This is a genomic window from Streptomyces sp. NPDC021212 (assembly GCF_044332925.1).
Lineage (GTDB): Bacteria > Actinomycetota > Actinomycetes > Streptomycetales > Streptomycetaceae > Streptomyces.
In genome coordinates this window covers 1-16,744 of sequence record NZ_JBIRPZ010000008.1, presented here as the reverse complement: position 1 = coordinate 16,744, position 16,744 = coordinate 1, and the positions used below count along the sequence as shown (strand labels likewise).

General features: G+C 68.3%; 9 protein-coding genes and 2 pseudogenes. 6 read left to right on the top strand and 5 right to left on the bottom strand.

Translation table 11 applies throughout. The features are described 5' to 3' along the window. Positions 1 to 413: 413 nt before the first annotated feature. The 4 genes and pseudogenes from ACH4SI_RS21795 (at position 414) to ACH4SI_RS21780 (ending at position 6,704) form a co-directional block, all read left to right on the top strand. Positions 414 to 1,229, top strand: coding sequence for a hypothetical protein (locus ACH4SI_RS21795; RefSeq protein ID WP_398298033.1), 816 nt, complete (start codon positions 414 to 416; stop codon positions 1,227 to 1,229). Beyond that, a pseudogene (locus ACH4SI_RS21790) lies at positions 1,226 to 2,428 on the top strand (sigma-70 family RNA polymerase sigma factor); the annotation flags it as partial. The gene ACH4SI_RS21795 and the pseudogene ACH4SI_RS21790, both read left to right, overlap by 4 nt. Positions 2,429 to 2,799: 371 nt before the next feature. Beyond that, on the top strand, positions 2,800 to 4,896 hold the full coding sequence (locus tag ACH4SI_RS21785; protein ID WP_398298031.1) for an ATP-dependent nuclease: 2,097 nt from the start codon (positions 2,800 to 2,802) through the stop codon (positions 4,894 to 4,896). Continuing rightward, positions 4,896 to 6,704 carry a UvrD-helicase domain-containing protein gene (locus tag ACH4SI_RS21780; RefSeq protein WP_398298029.1) on the top strand — a complete coding sequence of 603 codons (1,809 nt, stop codon included), beginning with the start codon at positions 4,896 to 4,898 and terminating at the stop codon, positions 6,702 to 6,704. The genes ACH4SI_RS21785 and ACH4SI_RS21780 overlap by 1 nt, the downstream gene beginning before the upstream one ends. A 165-nt stretch (positions 6,705 to 6,869) precedes the next feature. On the opposite strand, the gene ACH4SI_RS21775 is transcribed toward ACH4SI_RS21780, so the two are convergent. The 5 genes from ACH4SI_RS21775 to ACH4SI_RS21755 all read right to left on the bottom strand — a co-directional run bounded on the left by ACH4SI_RS21775 (position 6,870) and on the right by ACH4SI_RS21755 (position 15,380). Then, complete coding sequence (locus tag ACH4SI_RS21775) at positions 6,870 to 7,916, bottom strand: hypothetical protein (protein WP_398298027.1); 1,047 nt, start codon at positions 7,914 to 7,916, stop codon at positions 6,870 to 6,872. Between the two features lie 125 nt (positions 7,917 to 8,041). Then, complete coding sequence (locus ACH4SI_RS21770; RefSeq protein WP_398298025.1) at positions 8,042 to 8,815, bottom strand: AAA family ATPase; 774 nt, start codon at positions 8,813 to 8,815, stop codon at positions 8,042 to 8,044. Then, a complete protein-coding gene (locus ACH4SI_RS21765) occupies positions 8,812 to 10,332 on the bottom strand; it encodes a Mu transposase C-terminal domain-containing protein (RefSeq protein WP_398298767.1) in 1,521 nt (506 codons plus the stop codon). The genes ACH4SI_RS21770 and ACH4SI_RS21765 overlap by 4 nt, the downstream gene beginning before the upstream one ends. 594 nt (positions 10,333 to 10,926) lie before the next feature. Next, on the bottom strand, positions 10,927 to 14,139 hold the full coding sequence (locus tag ACH4SI_RS21760) for an AAA family ATPase (RefSeq protein ID WP_398298023.1): 3,213 nt from the start codon (positions 14,137 to 14,139) through the stop codon (positions 10,927 to 10,929). Then, the gene (locus ACH4SI_RS21755) at positions 14,136 to 15,380 is read right to left on the bottom strand and encodes an exonuclease SbcCD subunit D (protein ID WP_398298021.1); all 1,245 of its coding nucleotides are present in this window, start codon (positions 15,378 to 15,380) and stop codon (positions 14,136 to 14,138) included. Before ACH4SI_RS21755 ends, ACH4SI_RS21760 begins: the two co-directional genes overlap by 4 nt. Before the next feature lie 124 nt (positions 15,381 to 15,504). Between ACH4SI_RS21755 and ACH4SI_RS21750 the strand changes: the two genes are divergently transcribed. Together ACH4SI_RS21750 and ACH4SI_RS21745 are read left to right on the top strand one after the other, a co-directional pair. Then, positions 15,505 to 16,323 (top strand): hypothetical protein, encoded by an 819-nt coding sequence (locus ACH4SI_RS21750; RefSeq protein WP_398298019.1) that lies wholly within the window; start codon positions 15,505 to 15,507, stop codon positions 16,321 to 16,323. A gap of 51 nt (positions 16,324 to 16,374) precedes the next feature. Further along, positions 16,375 to 16,744: pseudogene (locus tag ACH4SI_RS21745) on the top strand (hypothetical protein); the annotation flags it as partial.

Below are 16,744 nucleotides of genomic sequence, written 5' to 3'. Positions count from 1 at the left end.
ACGTCGCCCCCCCCCCCCCCCCCCCCCCCCCCCCCCCCCCCGCCCCCCCCCCCCCCCCCCCCCCCCCCCCCCCCCCCCCCCCCCCCCCCGCCCCCCCCCGCCCAGATGTTGAACCGCCAACCATTGGCCATCACGTGACACTTGGTCATCGGTTAGTGGCGGCGGCCGACTGCATCCTTAAAGTATGAATATATGCATGGCCTGCTGTTGTCGTAGGGTGCATTCTTGTGGGCCACTGCTGGCTTCAACTATTCCTGAGCGCTGTTCAGTCGGGTTCCCGTTGAGTCCGAGTGGACGAGGGCTTCTCGTGCTGATATTCCTTTCCTCCGACGTCTCGAGTCTCTGGCCGGGTTGGAGTCGTCGCAGCAGTGAATTCGGTACCAGCATCGAGAAGCCACAAGGATTACGAGGACATGACAGCAGTAGCCCTGCCCTATTCCCAAAGACTGCAGCTCCGGCCGCGTCGGGTAACCAGGCAGACCACCGACGAGGCGTGCCGTGTCATCCGCCGGAGCTTCGAATCCCACGAAATCGCCGACCTGCGCACGAACTACGTGGTGCGCGCGACCCAGGACGACGAGGACGGCAGCATCGGCGTCAGCGCGAGCACCCTGGACGATCTCCTGTCCAGTGACGCCCTCACGGAAGCCGTTCCGCTCAACGCCACGGTCGAGCTCACCAACCTGACCATCGCCGCGCAGAATGCCGCGCGCACCGTACGGATCATCATCGCGGTCGACGGCGTGGACATCGATATCGCGAGCGTTGACCAGGACTGGGTCCAGGGCCGAGCCCGCGACTTCCGCATGGTCTTCACCCCCGGGCGCCGCCCGTGGCCGCTCAAGGCCAGCTTCGAGCGCCGCGACTTCATCACCTTCGGAATCGGCCTGGACGTACTCGGTACCGCAGTGCTCTTCGCCGTGTCCCCTCAAGGACTTCTGGGCTCGACAGCAGGCCGGATCACCTTAGCGGTGCTCGCCTGCCTAGTTCCGGCTGCGTGCTGGCTGGCCGCTGGTCGCATCGTACGCCGCTCGCGAGTACGGATCGCCTCCGCCGAACCCATCGGTTGGTGGCGGTCGATGGACACCATGACCAAGCTCACCCTCGGCCTTTTCGCGGCCGCCGTGCTGACCCTTGCCCTGAGCATCGCCCAGAACGGCCTGACCGGCGACAGCCACGCCTACTTCCCGCCCACACCGACCGCGATCCAGGAGGACGGCAAGCAGTGACTCGGGTTCCCCAGCCGGACACGGCTCCCCGCGCCGGCGGGGGGCCTTCCCCTGACCGTACGCAGACCCCCGCAGTTACAGACTTCGAGGAGTTCTGCGCCACCTACCTCCAGCAATTGGTCGCCGTGGTCCGGCCTCACAGCGACAGCCACGACACAGCCATGGACGCCGTACAGGATGCTCTCCTCGACGCCTGGCGCCGCTGGAACACCATCGAAAACCCGATCGCCTATGTCAGCACAGCTGCGCGCCGCAACGCCTGGGCGAGTCACCGCTGGCATGCCCGCACCACCCCGCTGAACACAGCCCTTTCCGAACATAGCCCGGCCTTGGACGATTCCAGCGAAGCCGTGGTGCACCACGTCACGCTCCTGTCGGCTCTGCGGGACTTGCCGAACATGCAGCGCTCGGCCATCGTGCTGCACTACTTCGAGGGCCTGCCGACCCAGGACGTAGCCAGCCTTCTTGGCGTCACCGAAAGCACGGTACGCGCCCACCTCGTGCACGGACGCCGTCGCCTGAAACAACTGCTGACCTCTCCACCCGACCAGCCCATCGCCGCCACCCCCGCACAACAGCCCTCTGTACCTGCCGCCCACTCCGCCACCACGACGCGAGCCCTGCAGGCGGAGTCCAACCCGGCTGTGAGCGACGCTGATTCAGCTCCCGACGCAGTCGCAACACTGGTCGCCCGCACACAAGCGGGTAATCCCGAAGCTTTCGGTACCCTCTACGACAAGTACGCCGACCGCGTCTACGGCTACATCTACCTGAGAATCGGTGAACGCAGCCCGGCCGAGGAGCTGACGGCCAAGACCTTCCTGCGCGCCATGCGCAGAATCCACCTCTTCACCTGGCAGGGCCGAGACTTCAACGCCTGGCTGCTCACTATCGCCCGTGCCCTGACCACCGACTATCTCGAGTCCAACAGCTTCCAGCTTGGCCTGTCGGTTCAGGACATGCTCGCCCCCGCCACCACCCAGGGCACAAGGCACCCGCGCGAACTGCCGGACAATGCCGATCTCCTGGAAGCGATCCGACTCCTGAGCCCGCCGCAGCAGGAGTGCATCGCACTGCGTTTCCTGCAGGGCCTGTCCGTCGCCGAGACCGCCCGCATCATGGGCAAGAACCAAGGAGCGATCAAGACACTGCAACACCGCGCCCTGCGCACCTTAGCCAAAGCGCTGCCCCAGCCTGCGCACAGGACTCACCCCACACCCGCGGATGAACAACGCTCAGGCCAGGGCCCGCTGGTCTCCCGCGCCCTGCACAAGGTGGCGGCAGAATGCACCAGGGCCGCAAGGCCCACCGCGACCGTACGGCGACGGATACGGGCAGCTCTACAGCACCAGCCGGCTCTGCCCGCAGCGACCGGCTGAGCAGCCTGCCCGGCAGACCCCGAGACTCCCCTCGCCGAGCGGCGACGAATGCCTGCCACACGCAGCACGCGCCGACCGCCACCAATGTGATCACCGAACTCCCGCCAGCAGGATCAGCTGAGCAGGTGGGCCCTCGGCACGTGCCCCACATCGCGCCGCAGTCAGACTGGAAACCTCAGCAAAGTGCCGGGATGCCACAGGCATACATGAATCACGCACCAAAGCGTGACTTGGCAGGTACGCTCCCACTTCTGAGGAAAGTGGGGGAGAAGTTGTATCTGGGCAGAATCAGAGCCAAGGGTTTCAAGTCGCTGCTGGACACGGACGTTCCGCTGCGGCCAGGCGTCACGGTCATCGTGGGGGAGAACAACGCCGGCAAGTCGAACTTCATCGATGCACTGCGGTTGCTGACCGACCCGCTCGACGGGCGGCGCAACCGATGGTGGGAACCCGAAGACGTCCACCCCTGGGCGGACAGCGCACAGCTGACCGCCGTCTACACCGGGTTGGAGGACGTCGAGGCAGGAACGCACCTGCAAGCACTCGTTTCCGCAACCGAAGAGCCGGACCTCGGGCAGGGGCACCTCGCCCGTTATTCCGTTGATTTCGCCCGTACAGCCGAGGGCGAACGCGCCCAGCGGCCGGCCTGGTCGGCCGGGCGACTGCTGGACGACCCTGAGCCTGAAGCACGCCGTGCCGTCCGACACGTGTACCTGCCGCCCATGCGCAACGCCCAGCAGGAGCTGGCCTCCAGCTCGGGAAACCGGCTGCGGCTGATCCTCGCCGCCGAACTGGGCGGTGATAAAGCGATCAAGGCATTCGAGAAGGAACAAGCCGACCACTTCCGTGACCTGGAGCGACACGACAAGATCCAAGCCGTCCGCGGCCGGATCAATGATCCGCTGAACCTGCTCACTGCCGGCGCTCACCCCCAGCACATGGGGCTGTCGTTCGCTGATCCAACTCTGGTGTCCATCGCCCGGGCGCTGCGGACCCGCATGGGCGATGAGGGCTTGGACGTCGAGGACATCGCCCGCTCCGGTCTGGGCTACGCCAACCTCTTGTACATCGCCACCGTTCTGGCCGAACTCGAGGCTGCACGCGGCGCCGACCTGACCCTGTTCCTCGTCGAGGAGCCCGAGGCCCATCTGCACCCGCAGCTGCAGAACCTGCTGCTGGAACACCTCAAGGCCCGGGCGCTGCAATCGCAGAAGACCGAGCCGGAAACCGAGGGCGCACCGCTGGGTCGCATCCAGGTGGTCATCACCACGCATTCGCCGGTCCTGGCCGCAGCCACAACCGTTAAGGATCTGGTGGTCCTCAAACGCCGCCGGGCCTCCGTCTCGACGGCTCCCGCGGCCCAGGACCCCGCTCCTGCCGCGACCATCACCTCCGCGGAGTCGGCAGCCGCACTCCCGGCAACAGCGGCAGAGCCGGCCTTCGGCTTCACCACGGCAGCCGTGCCCGTCGACTCCATCGCTTTCGCCCAGCACGAGCCCGCCAAACTCGACCGTTACCTGGACATCACCAAGAGCGCCATGCTCTTCGGAACCCGGGTGATTCTCGTCGAGGGGCTTGCCGAGGCGCTGCTGATGCCGGCCTTCGCCCGTCTGGTCCTGGACACCATCACCGACGAGCGGGCACGCACACGAGCCAAGGCGGTTTTCAAAGGCAGCTGCATCGTGGCCGTCGACGGCGTGGACTTCACCCCCTACCTGCGGGCCCTGCTCGCCGACGTGGGCGGCGTACGCATCGCTGACCGGGTGGTCGTCATCACCGACCAGGACCCCATCAAGAAGACGGCTGAGCCGGACGACGATGACGCCGCACCGGCCAGCACGGACACCAGCACACCCGCTCACGGCACGTCCCCGGCAAGCGCAGAAACCCAGACCGAGGCCGAGGAGGCCGGCTTCAACCGGGCCATCTTCCTCAAAAAGCATCTGCAGGACTGGAATGTGCCCCAGAGCTTCTTCCACATCGCCGAAAGCAGACCCACCCTCGAACCGGAGCTGATGCGGCCCGAGAACCGGGCGCTGCTCGCCGATGTCTTCTTCGACCTGCGCCCCAACTCAGGACACCGCTGGGAGGCCGTCGACGATGCCCGAACGCCTGAAGAACAAGCGGCCGCCTTCGGCAGCCTGTTCACCACAGGCAACAAACTCCCCAAGGGCGACTACGCCTACCGCCTCGCGGAGCGGCTGGCCACCCAACCCGACGGCTTCGTCGTACCCGAACACCTGGCCGCCGCGATCCGATGGATCACACAAGCGGACGGTGGCCGCTGATGCACCTCATCGAAGCCCGCCGCGCTCAGGCCGAGCAGCGTCAGCACCAGGCTGTCCACGCCCCGGCACCGCTGTTCATCCGCGCCTGCCCCGGCGCTGGCAAAACCCGAGTCCTGGTCGACCGTCACTGCCTGACTCCTCCCGGGCCCCGACGTGCCGGCCGGGCCCTGCTGTCCTTCACCAACGTGGCGGCCGACGAACTCCGCGACCGCTGCTCGGGCAACCGGCCCGACCTGTCGGCCTTCCCGCACTTCATCGGCACTTTCGACAGCTTCCTGTGGCGCTACCTGGTCCGCCCCTTCCTGCCCGCGGCCCCGCCCTGGCAGCACGTCCTGTCCTGGGACCAGGTCCCCTCCGCCGTCGTCGGACCGCGCAAAATACCGCTGTCGTCCTTCCGCTTCAGCTACGACCCCGGCACCCGGCACACCCGGGTGCAGTGGCCGACCGCAGCCCGATCTCTGGTCAACTCACAACTCTCAGAGACGGACTACCTCCGGCTCGCCGAGCGACGGCGCGACGACCTGTGGCAGAGCCGCGGCTACATGACCGGCCACGAGGTCCGCATCGCCGCGCTCGACCATGTCAGGAACCCGTCCGTCACCCGCCTGCTGCGCCACCGCTTCTTCGAGATCGTCGTCGACGAGGCGCAGGACTGCTCCGAACTCGACCTCACCATCCTCGAACAGCTCCACCAGGCCGGAATGCCCCTGGTCGTCGTCGCCGACACCGACCAGGGCATCTACGAGTGGAACGACGCACGGCCGCAGGACCTGCACACCTTCACCCAGCAGTTGACCACCCACCTGGAACTCAACGGCAACTGGCGCAGCAGCCCACTCGTGTGCCAACTGGCAGCCACGCTCCGCCCCACAGACCGCAGCATCCCGGACGACCCGGTAGGCGACCACCACGACCTGGCCACGCCCCTGCTGCTCCTGCCCTACGGCCGTCACGGGAGAAAGAACTCCGGCCTGCTCGACGTCACCGCCGCCGCCGAGGCCTTCGTCGGCTACGCCGCACGCGAGGACATCGCCGCCGCCGACTGCCTTGCCATGGCCTACCGCAACGACGCCGTCCCCACAGCACGCTCACGTCCGGCACCACGCCTTCCCCAAGGAACCGACGCCAAGGCACTGGCATGGGCCGCAGTCACCTTCACAGCTGCGGAGGCTTCTTCCACCGCACGCAAACACGCACTGGCCATCGCCAGCACGCTGCTCGACGCCTACTGGCACCCCGACGGCGAGGAGACTCTCGCCGAGAGCTTGGCCGCGCACGGCATCACCCCAGCGGTCATGCGCCGCCGAGCGGCCAGATTCCTGACCGCGCTGCCCCCGGTCGACGCAACGCCGGCCCGTGACTGGCGCAGCACCGCCCGCTCCGTACTCAAGGCTCAGCTCCCGCCCTCGGGGAACCACGTGGCAGCGCCCAGGATCCTGTCCCTTGCCGGCAAAGAACTGGACGAGCCCATCGGGTCGTTGGTCGGCATGCCCCCCGGTGACAGCGACAGCACGCCTGCCGCGGTGATGCGCAGCTCCACGATCCACCAGGCCAAGGGCAGCGAGGCCGACGCGGTCCTGGTCCATCTGCCCAAGCCCCACAGCGTCGCCGAACTGCTTCAGGCCTGGGCCGACCCGCAGAGCCACACGGAGAACGATGAACTGCTCAGGACCTATTACGTCGCCATCACCCGGGCACGCCGCCTTGTGGCACTGACCTATCCCTACACCAAACACGACGACGTCATGACCCACCTGGAGACGACGAAGACCGACTACCGGGCGGCGACGGCACGCCCTATTGCCTGACCCAGGCCCGCGGCGGAAGCCCACCGGCGTCCAGTCACCTCGGCGAGGCAGCCCGCGCTCTCACTCGGTGCCGCCGTGGGGCGCGTCGCGGCCTGGTGGGTGAGGAACACCCGCCTGGGCCACGACGCCTCACCGAACACCTGGCCCATGCCGTTCCGCTGCAGCTCAGGGGGCGAGGATGCTGCCGGGCAGGGCGGTCAGGTTGAGTTGGGGGAGGCGTTCGGCGTGCGCGCGCAGATGTCGTGCTTCGGCGAGCATCACGGGGGCGAAGACACTGTCCCCGGGCGGGTGCGCTGCCAGACGGTGGTGGGCCCGAGCACCGGCCAGCAGCGAGCGTGCCCAGGCAGGGACAGCGTACAAACGGCAGTGCCGATGGCCGGCCCCGTGGATCTTGATGGCGGAGACGTCGCCGGTGATGTCGAGGTCGCGCGTCCAGCGCAGGCTCCCCAGGCTGCCGCCGGTGAAGGCCACCACGCTCAGTGCACCTGCGATGAGCGGGTGAGCGAGAGCGGCGAGAGCGGCGGCATCCTCGGACGCGATCTCGACCGCAGGGGTGGCCTGCAACAGCTGCGCTGTTGCCATCGCGCCGACGCAAGGGTGAGCTCGCTGTCCTGGCATCATCGCCGCCGGCCGAGTACCCCGCAGCGGGCGGGCGGGTGACTGCCCCGGCACCACTGCCACGTCCGCCGACCCCGTCATCGCCTGCGGAGCAGGTGGAAAGCACGGGCGCGCGGGTATCGGCCCCGGCTCGGCGAGGAGCTCTAAGAGCTGGTCCCGGCTGCTGATACGGCGCTCCACGCCGGCCAGCGCCGGCGGCAGCCCGCGCGGGGCCTTCTGCCACAGCAGTGTCAGCTGCAATCCCGTCATCTCGCGCCAGACGAGCAGCTGGTCGATCCGCCGGATGGTCAGCAGATGAGCACGGGTGACCACGACGTGCCGCACGCCGGCCGCCACGCTCCACGAGGCTGCGGCGAGCCACGCCGCGTTCACCGAGTCCAACCACACGTCGGGGGAGCTGGGCCCGGAGGCCAAACGCTTCCCCAGCGCATACAGCATGGCGTGCGCCAGCGCAGCCGGGCTGCCGCTGGCGGGCGTCGGCTGCACGGTGATGCGGCCTTCCTCGGGACAGTGCGCTCGCAGCGCCGCCCGTGTGTAGAACAGGTCGTCCCGCTCATCCACCACGACCGTCACGTCGCTGTACGCCAGTGCCACCACCCCGTCCCGGCCGCGCGTGCCGACCCATTGCCCTGTGAACCGCCAGCCCGGCCTGGCTGGCGCGCGTGGTTGTGCGCGGCGGCCCGCGCTCGCCAAGCCGCCCCGCGCGTCGCGGCCGTTCCCTACACGCCGCCCAACTTGCTGTACACCCAGTTGACGAGGTCTTCGTTGACCTCGGTCAGCCCTTTCTTCTTCATGCCGTTGAGCATGTGCTTGGTGATGGTGGTCCAGTTGCGGAAGTTGCCGTGCGCCGCAGCCCGGTCGATGCCGCGGATCATCTTCGGGTCAACCCCGGCCCACAGAGAGTGGAACGCGGGCAGCGTGGCGCTGACCTCGTCCTCGGGCATGCGCTGGAGCTTCTGCCAGATGAAGATCCGCGACGCCAGAATCGGTTCGCGCTTGAGGACCTTGTAGCAGTCGTCGCCGCCGGCGAAGATCACTGCCATGTTGGTGTGGCGGTCGTCCCACAGGTGGCGCCAGTACTCGAACGAACTGCGGCCCATCCACTGGGCCTCGTCGCACACCAGCACCCGGAAGGTCTCCGACAGCGTGTCTTTCAACAGGGTGTCGAACTCGATCGGCCGGGTCGGCGGTTCCCCGGGCAGCCCCAGGGCGTGGAAAAGTCCGTGGCGGATGTCACGGGGCGTCGGACCCGAGCGCAGCTCGAGGCGGTAGGTGATGTCAGGGGCGACCTTGCGCAGTGCCGCGTTCACCGACATCGTCTTGCCGTAGCCGGCCGCTCCGTAGGCGACCATCATGCCCTTGTCCTCGATCGTCTCCTCGATGTTGTCCAGCGTCGTCATGAGCGTGTCGGTGGCCACCAAGTGCGCGTCCAGGCGGTGGAAGTGGTCCTCGCCCTCCGGGGGGAGCTTGCCGTAGTCCATGTCGCCGCTCACGCGTCCTCCTCAGGGGTGTCGGGTTCCGACGGGGCCGCGTCCGGTGGGATCGGGCGTGCCCAGCCGTCCGGGACGGGCTGGTGCGGGATGTAGCCGGGATTGGCCCGCCGCAGGTCTGCGGCAGCCGATTCGCAGAGCTCTGCCTCGGCCTCCGCCTCGGTCAGCGCGCCCAGACGCTCAGGCGGGGTCGCGGTGGTGACGGCCTTGAAGCGCTCGCGGCGCAGCCGTGCGGCGGCCTTCATATCCGCGCGAAGCCGCCGTGCCCTGGCGGTGCGGACTTTGCGTACCTCGCGGATCTGCTCCTTGCTGGCCGCCTCGGCCAGGACCGCCGAGCCCAGGTATGCGCCGTGGAGGTCGAACACCTCGATGGTGGTGTCGTGGTGGGGAAGGTGACGCATCATGACACGCAGACCGCCTCGGCCGACCATCCAGGGGGCGATGTAGTGGCGGTTGCGCCACCGCACTCCCTGCGTGGTGATGGTGCGCGTGCGTCCGTCGTCCTCGAGCCCGAAATGAGCCAGCTGTTCGGCGGAGACGTCGTACAGGGGAGTGGGGTCGGACCGCCACGCCTCCAGCGGGGTCCGCTTGCCCAGCGCCCTGGGCTGGTGCTCGTTGTTCCACCACTGCACCCACTTCAGCAGCAGCTCCACGAACGCCTCGAAGGTGAGCGCGGGCTCGTCCGGATCCGCGGTGCGACCCCCGGTGAGCTGCTGCTGGTGGACGTAGCGGGGCATGGAGACGAACAGCATCTCCTCGACCGCGTCGTTGAGCGCCTCGATGGTGCCTTTGAGATGCGGGTTGTAGGCCGGGAGGTCGACGACGGGTACCGCGAAGGCACCCAGAGCCGAGGCCACGGTGGGAGACAAGAACTCTTTGCCGCGGTCCACACGGACCAGGCCGGGCAGTCCGCCGGCCGGGCCGAAGGGCTCGGCGCGGTCCAAGGCCATCCGCAGGGCCGCCAGGACCGCGTCTCGACTGGGCGCGTGGGGTGTCACGGCCACGCCCATGATGACCTTCGTGGCGCAGTCGATGAACCAGGTCACACAGGGCTGTGCGAGGTCATCCTCGACCCACACCTGCACAGGCACACACTTGTGGTCGCCTTCCCAGGCGGCGTTGCGGTGCTCTGCCGGGCGCTGCCCGAACACGTCGAAGCCCCGCCGAGCGGCCTCACCATGGGCGAGCCCGGCCCGGTCCCCAGGAGTCAGGTCCTGTCGCAGAGCCCGGTGGAAAGTCGCCAGCGACGGGACCGCAGGCAGCCGGGGGTCGGCCAGGGCCCGCTGCCGCAGTTCGCGATGCACGGCGGAGGCGTTGCCTCCCCACAGCACCAGCAGCCGCCGGACCTCCGGTGTGACGGTGAACCGCCCCCGGGGCGCCGCGTCGACGTGCCCGGTGGCGCGCACCTCGGCGATCCACCGCCACACCGTCCGCTCCGACCGGCCCAGAGCTTTGGAGACCAGTCGTACGTGTGCGGTGGTCAGCTCGCCGTGCTGGTCCAGTGCTACCAAGCGTGGCACGGCAGCAGGCCGCCCCGAATGGGCGGTGAAAACCGGCTTGCCGGCGCTGTGCGCGTCGGCGGAGGAGTCGCTCACGGATCTGCTCCTTCATGAACATGTGCCAATGAGTCAGGTCTCGGAAGTAGCCATAGGTGACGGCGCTGCCGGGTGCCGACGGGCAGGCGGGGCCAGCGGTCTCCCGGCCACTGCCGGGCCCTCGGGACCGCCGTCACGCGAGGGGGCGTCCGCGCGGGCCCGGGCTCGAGCCGTCCGCACCGGCCTGCCCTGAACGCGCGCACCAGGGACTTCAGACACTGCGCCCCCGCAGCGGCTTTCGCAGGGTGGGCCGCACGAAGGGCTCTGTGATGTGGCCCAGCATTCCGACAGCGCCCAGGAACGCTCCTACGGGAGCGACGCCAGGGCTGGCCGGGCCGGCTCCAGCGCGGTCCGGACGGAAGGTCGATGCTGCGCCGGGGTAGTTCGTCAGCACCGACCGCATGCGCCCAAGCGCACCTGGCGTACCTGGCGTACCTGGAAGCCACTGGTGGCCGAGGGGGGCTCCCCTGGGACCCCGAGGCGGGCCCCCGGGGAGGCTGTCGGCCGACCCTGTACTGCTCAGGTGTGTTCCAGCAGCTGCCGGATCCCGTCGCGGATGAGCGTGTCGCGTTCTTGCGGCGTGAGCCAGGCAGCCGTGGAGCCCTGGGCGGTCTTCTGGACGAACAGAACGTCGTCGACCGCCTCGGCCACCGGATACAGGTGACTGATGACTGCGACCGTCTTGTCCCGGGTCACGCTGCTGCGCAGGACGGAAAGGGTGTCGTCCAGGCGGTCGGAGTCCAGCGAGCCGAACCCTTCGTCCAGGAACAGACTCTCCAGCTTGCGGTGGCCGCGGCTGTGGAGTTCGACGAGCGCCAGTGCCAGAGCGAGGGAGGTCTGGAAGGTCTCCCCGCCGGAGAGGGTCTCCGGGGCGCGCTCGAGGTTCGTGGCGCGGTCCACGATCTGGAAGTCTTGGGTGAATGCGTAGTTACCCGTGGAGATTTGCTGGAGGATCCTGCTGCCGTGACTGAGCAGCGAACGGGTGCGCTGCTCGGTGAGATACGTGAGGAATTTCGCGTCGGTGAGCTGATCGCTCACGCTCTTCCACTCCGCGGCCTGCTGCTTTCCCGCTTCGATGGCGGCATTCAGCGCGTCGGCGTAGGGGATTTGAGACTGCGCGGTGTGCAGGTCGGCCTGGGTCTTGTCGTGGGCGGCCTCCGCCTGGCTTGTCTTGCGGCTGAGCGGGTCGAGAACGGAGGGGGCGAGTAGGTCGCTCTTTGCCGGCACCGAAAAACCGGGGTCGTCGTCGGTTCCGTCGGCGGTGGCACTGGATTGGCGGACCAGTTCCTCCTCGAATGCGCGGATCTCGTCGGCGGCCTGCTGCGCGGCCTGCCCGAGTGCGCCGGCCAGCCGCTGATTCAGCGCGGCGAGGGCCAGGCCATAGGCGTCGACGGCGGCCAGGTCGGTTCCGTCCGGGGCGGGCGGCAGTTCGGTGGATGTCTCGTCGCCGAGAAGGCTTGCGGCATCGGTGGCCGCGTCTGCCCAGCGCTCCAGTTGCTTGATGAGATTGCGTGTGGGGGTCTCGACGTTGCGCCGGCGGCGTGCGTCCAGGGCCTGCCGGCTTTCAATGTGCTCTGTGAGGGCCTGCCTGGTTTCGTCGCGGTCCTGTGCCGTCTGCTCGACCTGTGCGAGGCGCTGGTCGGCCGCCTCCTGCGCGGAGACGATGTCCTGCGGGGAGGGGAGTTCCTGCTCGGAGGGCTGGGCGGGGCGGATTGAGGCCGGGAGTTCGGCGACATCCGTCAGCAGTGTCTGCAGTTCGGTGTCGTACTGCAGTTGGGTCTTGTCCAGCCGTTTGCGTTCACGCTGCAAGCGGCTGCGCTGGCGTTTGAGCTCGGCCCGGGCTGCCTCGTTCTCGGCCTGCGCCGCCGCCAGTTCTGCCTGGGCACTGGTGTGGGCTGTGAGGGCTTCACCTTCTGCCTCGCGCAGCGGCTGGAGGAGTGCCTTGACCGCACGGGTGATCTGCGCCCGGCCTTTTGGTTCGCCCTCGGCGAGGGCACGCGCCTGTGCGATCGCCTGTCCGTTCAGGGTGTCCAGGGCGGTGGCCGTGGCAGGAGTGCAGGCTGGCCGGATCGCGTCCACCAGCTCCTGTATCTGGAGCAGTGCCGCGTTCATACGTTCGCCGGCGGCCAGGTGCGCGCGTCGGTGCTTTTCGGCCGCCCGCTCGGCCACGTTCAACTGGGCAGCTGCCTCAGCCTTGGCCTCCACCGCCTTGTTGACGGCCTTCTTACGTTTGTTGACCTCACGTTGGGCCCGGCCAAGCGCCTTGCTGTCCAACGGTGACGGGGGAGCGAAGTCGCTCGGGAGGGGCCGGGTGCAGACCGTGCAGGCGTCCCCTGGTGCCAGACCGGAGCCTGCCGTGTGGGCCGCTTCACCGCGCTGCAGCGCAGCGAGGGCGTCCTGGGCTGCTTCCAGCGCGCCGTGCAGCTCTTCCAGCTTGTCCTCCAGATCGGCGCTGCGGCCGCGCTGTTCCTCCACCGTCTCGAGCGTCGCGCGCTGCGACCGCAGATGCGCGGCTGCGGCAGTGGCTTCCTGCAGCGCCGCCCGGACGGCCTCTTGGACCTGCTCGGTGTGCGTGCGCGCCTCGGTCACGGCGTGCTCGGCCCGGCCGGCCGCCTCAACGAGAGCCGCCTTGCCCTGCTCGCGCTCGGCCAGCTCCTGCCGTGCCTGCGTGTGCTCCTGCTCATGCTCGTGGTGCTGAAGCTGCTCCTGCTTCAGCCGCTGTACCACGGCGTCCAGACCGGCTGCACGGTCCGGCAGGTGGGACAGGACAGTGAACGCACTAGACAGGGATCGGACCGTGTCACCGGCCTGCGCGGCCGTGTCCAGCGCGGCCTGCGCCGCATCCAGTTTCAGGCTCAGGTCCCGTGCGGTCGCCTCCTGGGCTGCTGCTTCGGCGTCGAGTTCCCTCTTCGTGCGTGTCAGGGCGGCCATCGTGATACTCGTGTCCGGGACGGCGCGCTCGCGTAGCAGCCGAGCCGCCTTGTCCAGGCCCGTCTTGCGGTGCTTGTGCCCGATGGCCCGGCTTTGGGCCGCACGCAGAGCTTCCAGCCGTCCGCGTCGGCGGGCCGCGACGCCACGGGTGCGCTCCATCTCCAGCGCCGCCTGGGATGCGTCGGCATGAGGATCCGGCCGGAGACGGTGACGAGCCCTGGTGGCATCGTTGATCTGAGTGTTCAGACGCTCCAGTCGTGCGCCGGCGTGCTTGCGTACGCGCTCGAGTTCGTTGATGCCGAAGACGTGCCGCAGGATGTCGGCACGGATGGCCCTGGGGGCCTTGAGGAGGGTGTCGAACTTCCCCTGGCGCAGTAGGACTGTGCTGACAAAGCCGTCCCAGTCCAGGCCGATGATCTGGGTAACTGCCTTCGTTACTGCGACCTTGTGGTCGACCCGCATGTCGGCGGTACCTTCGGCCAGAGGCTCGAGCACGGCCTTCGGCCTCGTTGTGCTGTCCGCATGCAGGGTGCGGCGCACACTCCACTCGCGGCCGTTCGCTGAGAACTCGAACGCCACGTGCATGCTGGGGCATCCCTTGCTGATCAGCTCGTATGCGTCCTTGCTGTCCTTCGACCACGAGCACGCGCCGTACAGGGCGAAGATGATCGCTTCGAGGATGGTGGTCTTGCCCACGCCGGTATGGCCCAGGATGGCGAGCAGGCGCTTGTCGGTGAAGTCGATGGTGCAGGTGCCGGGGTAGCTGCGCATTCCCGTGATGATGAGCCGCAAAGGCTTCACGATGTCTCCGTCCAGGTGTCTTCCAGCGCGGTGCGCAGCATTTCCTCGGCGGGGGCCGGCGGCGGCGTCTCGTCGTCGAGTTCGTTGAGCAGGTGGATGAACGCGGTGACGGTGGACTCTGCGGCAGCGCTGCTCAGTCCCTCACGCGCCAGGTAGGCGCGGAAGGAGTCGGGGAGATCCGGCTCATCGCCGGGATCGCAGTCCAGTACAGCGTCGGCGGCTGCCTCTCGTGCCGGTGTCGGTTTGACGAGGATCGCGTGGGGGACGATCTCGGCGATCTTCTGGCTGAGGAGCACGTCGGGTTCCTCGCCGGTGATCACCGGTTTGAGGAAGGTCCCGTCGTACTGGGCGGCCGCAGCCTTCAGCTCATCGAGGGTCCCGGTGAAGTTGGCCAGCCGCCGGCCGCTGGAGAGTCGGCGGGGCAGCACCCGGACCGGCCGTCCGGGGTCGGCGTCGACGATCACGACGCTCTTGGAATCGTCGGCTTCGCCGAAGTCCATGGGCAGGGGACTGCCCGCGTAACGGGCGGGAAACTTAAGGCCTTGCACGGGCTGCGGGCGATGGTTGTGTCCGAGGGCGGCGTACGACACCACCGGAAGATCCCCAGGAGGGGTCTCGAAGGCCTCGTCCACGGCCCGTTCACTTGGGGAGCGCTTGGTGCCCGTGACGAACACGTGGGCCGTGAACAGCAGGATGTCCCGGTCGGGGTCGTACCCCTTGTGCAGGGCCTCCACCAGCTCCGCCTGCAGGCCGCGCATCGCCTCGGCGTAGTCGGCGTATGACGTGCCGGATGCGGAAGAGCGCGGCCAGAACCGGTTCGGATGCACGAACGGCAGGGCAGCCAGGCGGATTCGCTGCTCACCACCGCAGGCGTCGAAGGTGAGGACGCCTCCATCGTGTGCCGGGCGGAGTTGGCCGACGAAGAACAGGCCCCGACCTCGCGAGGGGCCGCTCACGAGGTCGAAGAATTCGAAGTACGTGGGGGAGTCGTGGTTGCCGGCCACGACCACGGTGGGGGCGACGGCGGCGAGTTCGGTCAGGGCGCGCATGGCGCGGATCAGGTCCCGGCCGGTGGGACGGGAGGAGTGGAACAGGTCGCCACTGTGGACGATCAGGTCCGGCTGGCTCTCCTGGGCGATTGCCACGATCTCGGCCAGGACGGCGTCGAAGTCCTCTTCGCGTGAATGCCCGTACAAGGTGTGGCCCAAGTGCCAGTCGGAAGTGTGGAGCAGTCTGCTCATGCCTTCATGCGCCCTTCTGGAAGCGAGGCGTAGGAGGACACCTGTGGTGCCTATGAGCCCGGGACTGTACACCAAAATCACTGGAAGAAAACTGGGCGTCCCGAGTAACTGCTAGCATGCGGGTATGGACGAGCATCTGGTCGCTCTCGAGAAACGCATGCAACAGCTGCAGGAAGCGATCCGGCAGGCGCTCACGCAACACGACACCGCACAAGTGAGCCACCTGGGCGAAGAGCTGACGCGCACTCAACGCGCCTGGAAGGTTCTGTGCGGGATCAGTGACGGCCCGGATGCGGCCCAGTCGGAGCCCGCGCCGACTGTCGCCGAGCCCAACCCGGGCGGCTTGCCCGTACGCGACCAAGTCCACCAGGCGCTGGCCCTCCTCACCGTCCCCGCCTCGCCCAAACTGCTCAGCCAGGTCCACCAGGCGTTCTTCTCCAGCCCGCTGAACACGGCACGCCTCACCACCCTGCGCCGCGACGAGGAACGCTCCTTCCGCTCCGCCCCCTACGCCCGCGCCTACTACATCTGCCCCGCGCTGACCTCCGACCTGCTCTCACCAGCCCGCGCACTGCTCGCCCTGAGCACCTGGCCGCTGGAGCAGCGCATGGTGGGACCGCTCACCCAGCGCGTCCACTTCCTCACCTCGGCCCTGCGGCTCGCGGACTCCGCAGAACAGCTCACCAGCGACACCGAGTTGCCGCAGCCCGTCCAGCAGCTCCTCCTGAACTACAGCCGCAACATCCACGGCGATACCGCCCGGGGCCCGCTCGACCTGGACGCGCTGCGCCGGGCCGCCGCAGCGGAACTGGAGATCCACGCCGACGACGACGCCGACACCCGCGCCGAAGCGGCGCGACGTGCACGCCAGCAACTCGGCGACGCGGAACAGATCTTCGGCAACACCTTGCGCAACACCACCCGCCTGCACCGCACTTCATAAAGCCGCCCCCTGCAACATGCACGGCCGTGCCTGGTCCCTCCAAGGAAAACAGTGAGCTCGCTCGACGCACGACTGGACGTATTGCGCGGAACCGCACCGCCCATCCCGCACAGTGCACGAACCCTGGCAGCGCTGACAGCCAACCCGGGCTGCGACCGTCGCTCCCTGATAGACGCGGCCGGCATCGACAAAGCCGCCCTCGCCGCCCATCTGGACCTGCCGCAGCCGCTGAGAAAATCCCAGCTCGCCCTCGACTACGGCCTCGCCTTCGAACACCAGGTCACCGCCCAAGCCGGAGCACCACTTGTGCCGCTGCTCCGCCAAGCCCTGGGCCTGACCTTGCCCGAGGTGTCCTACGAGGATGTCAACAGTGTCGGCAGCGATGAAGACAAGTCCCCCCTGAAGCTACGACACTCCCACA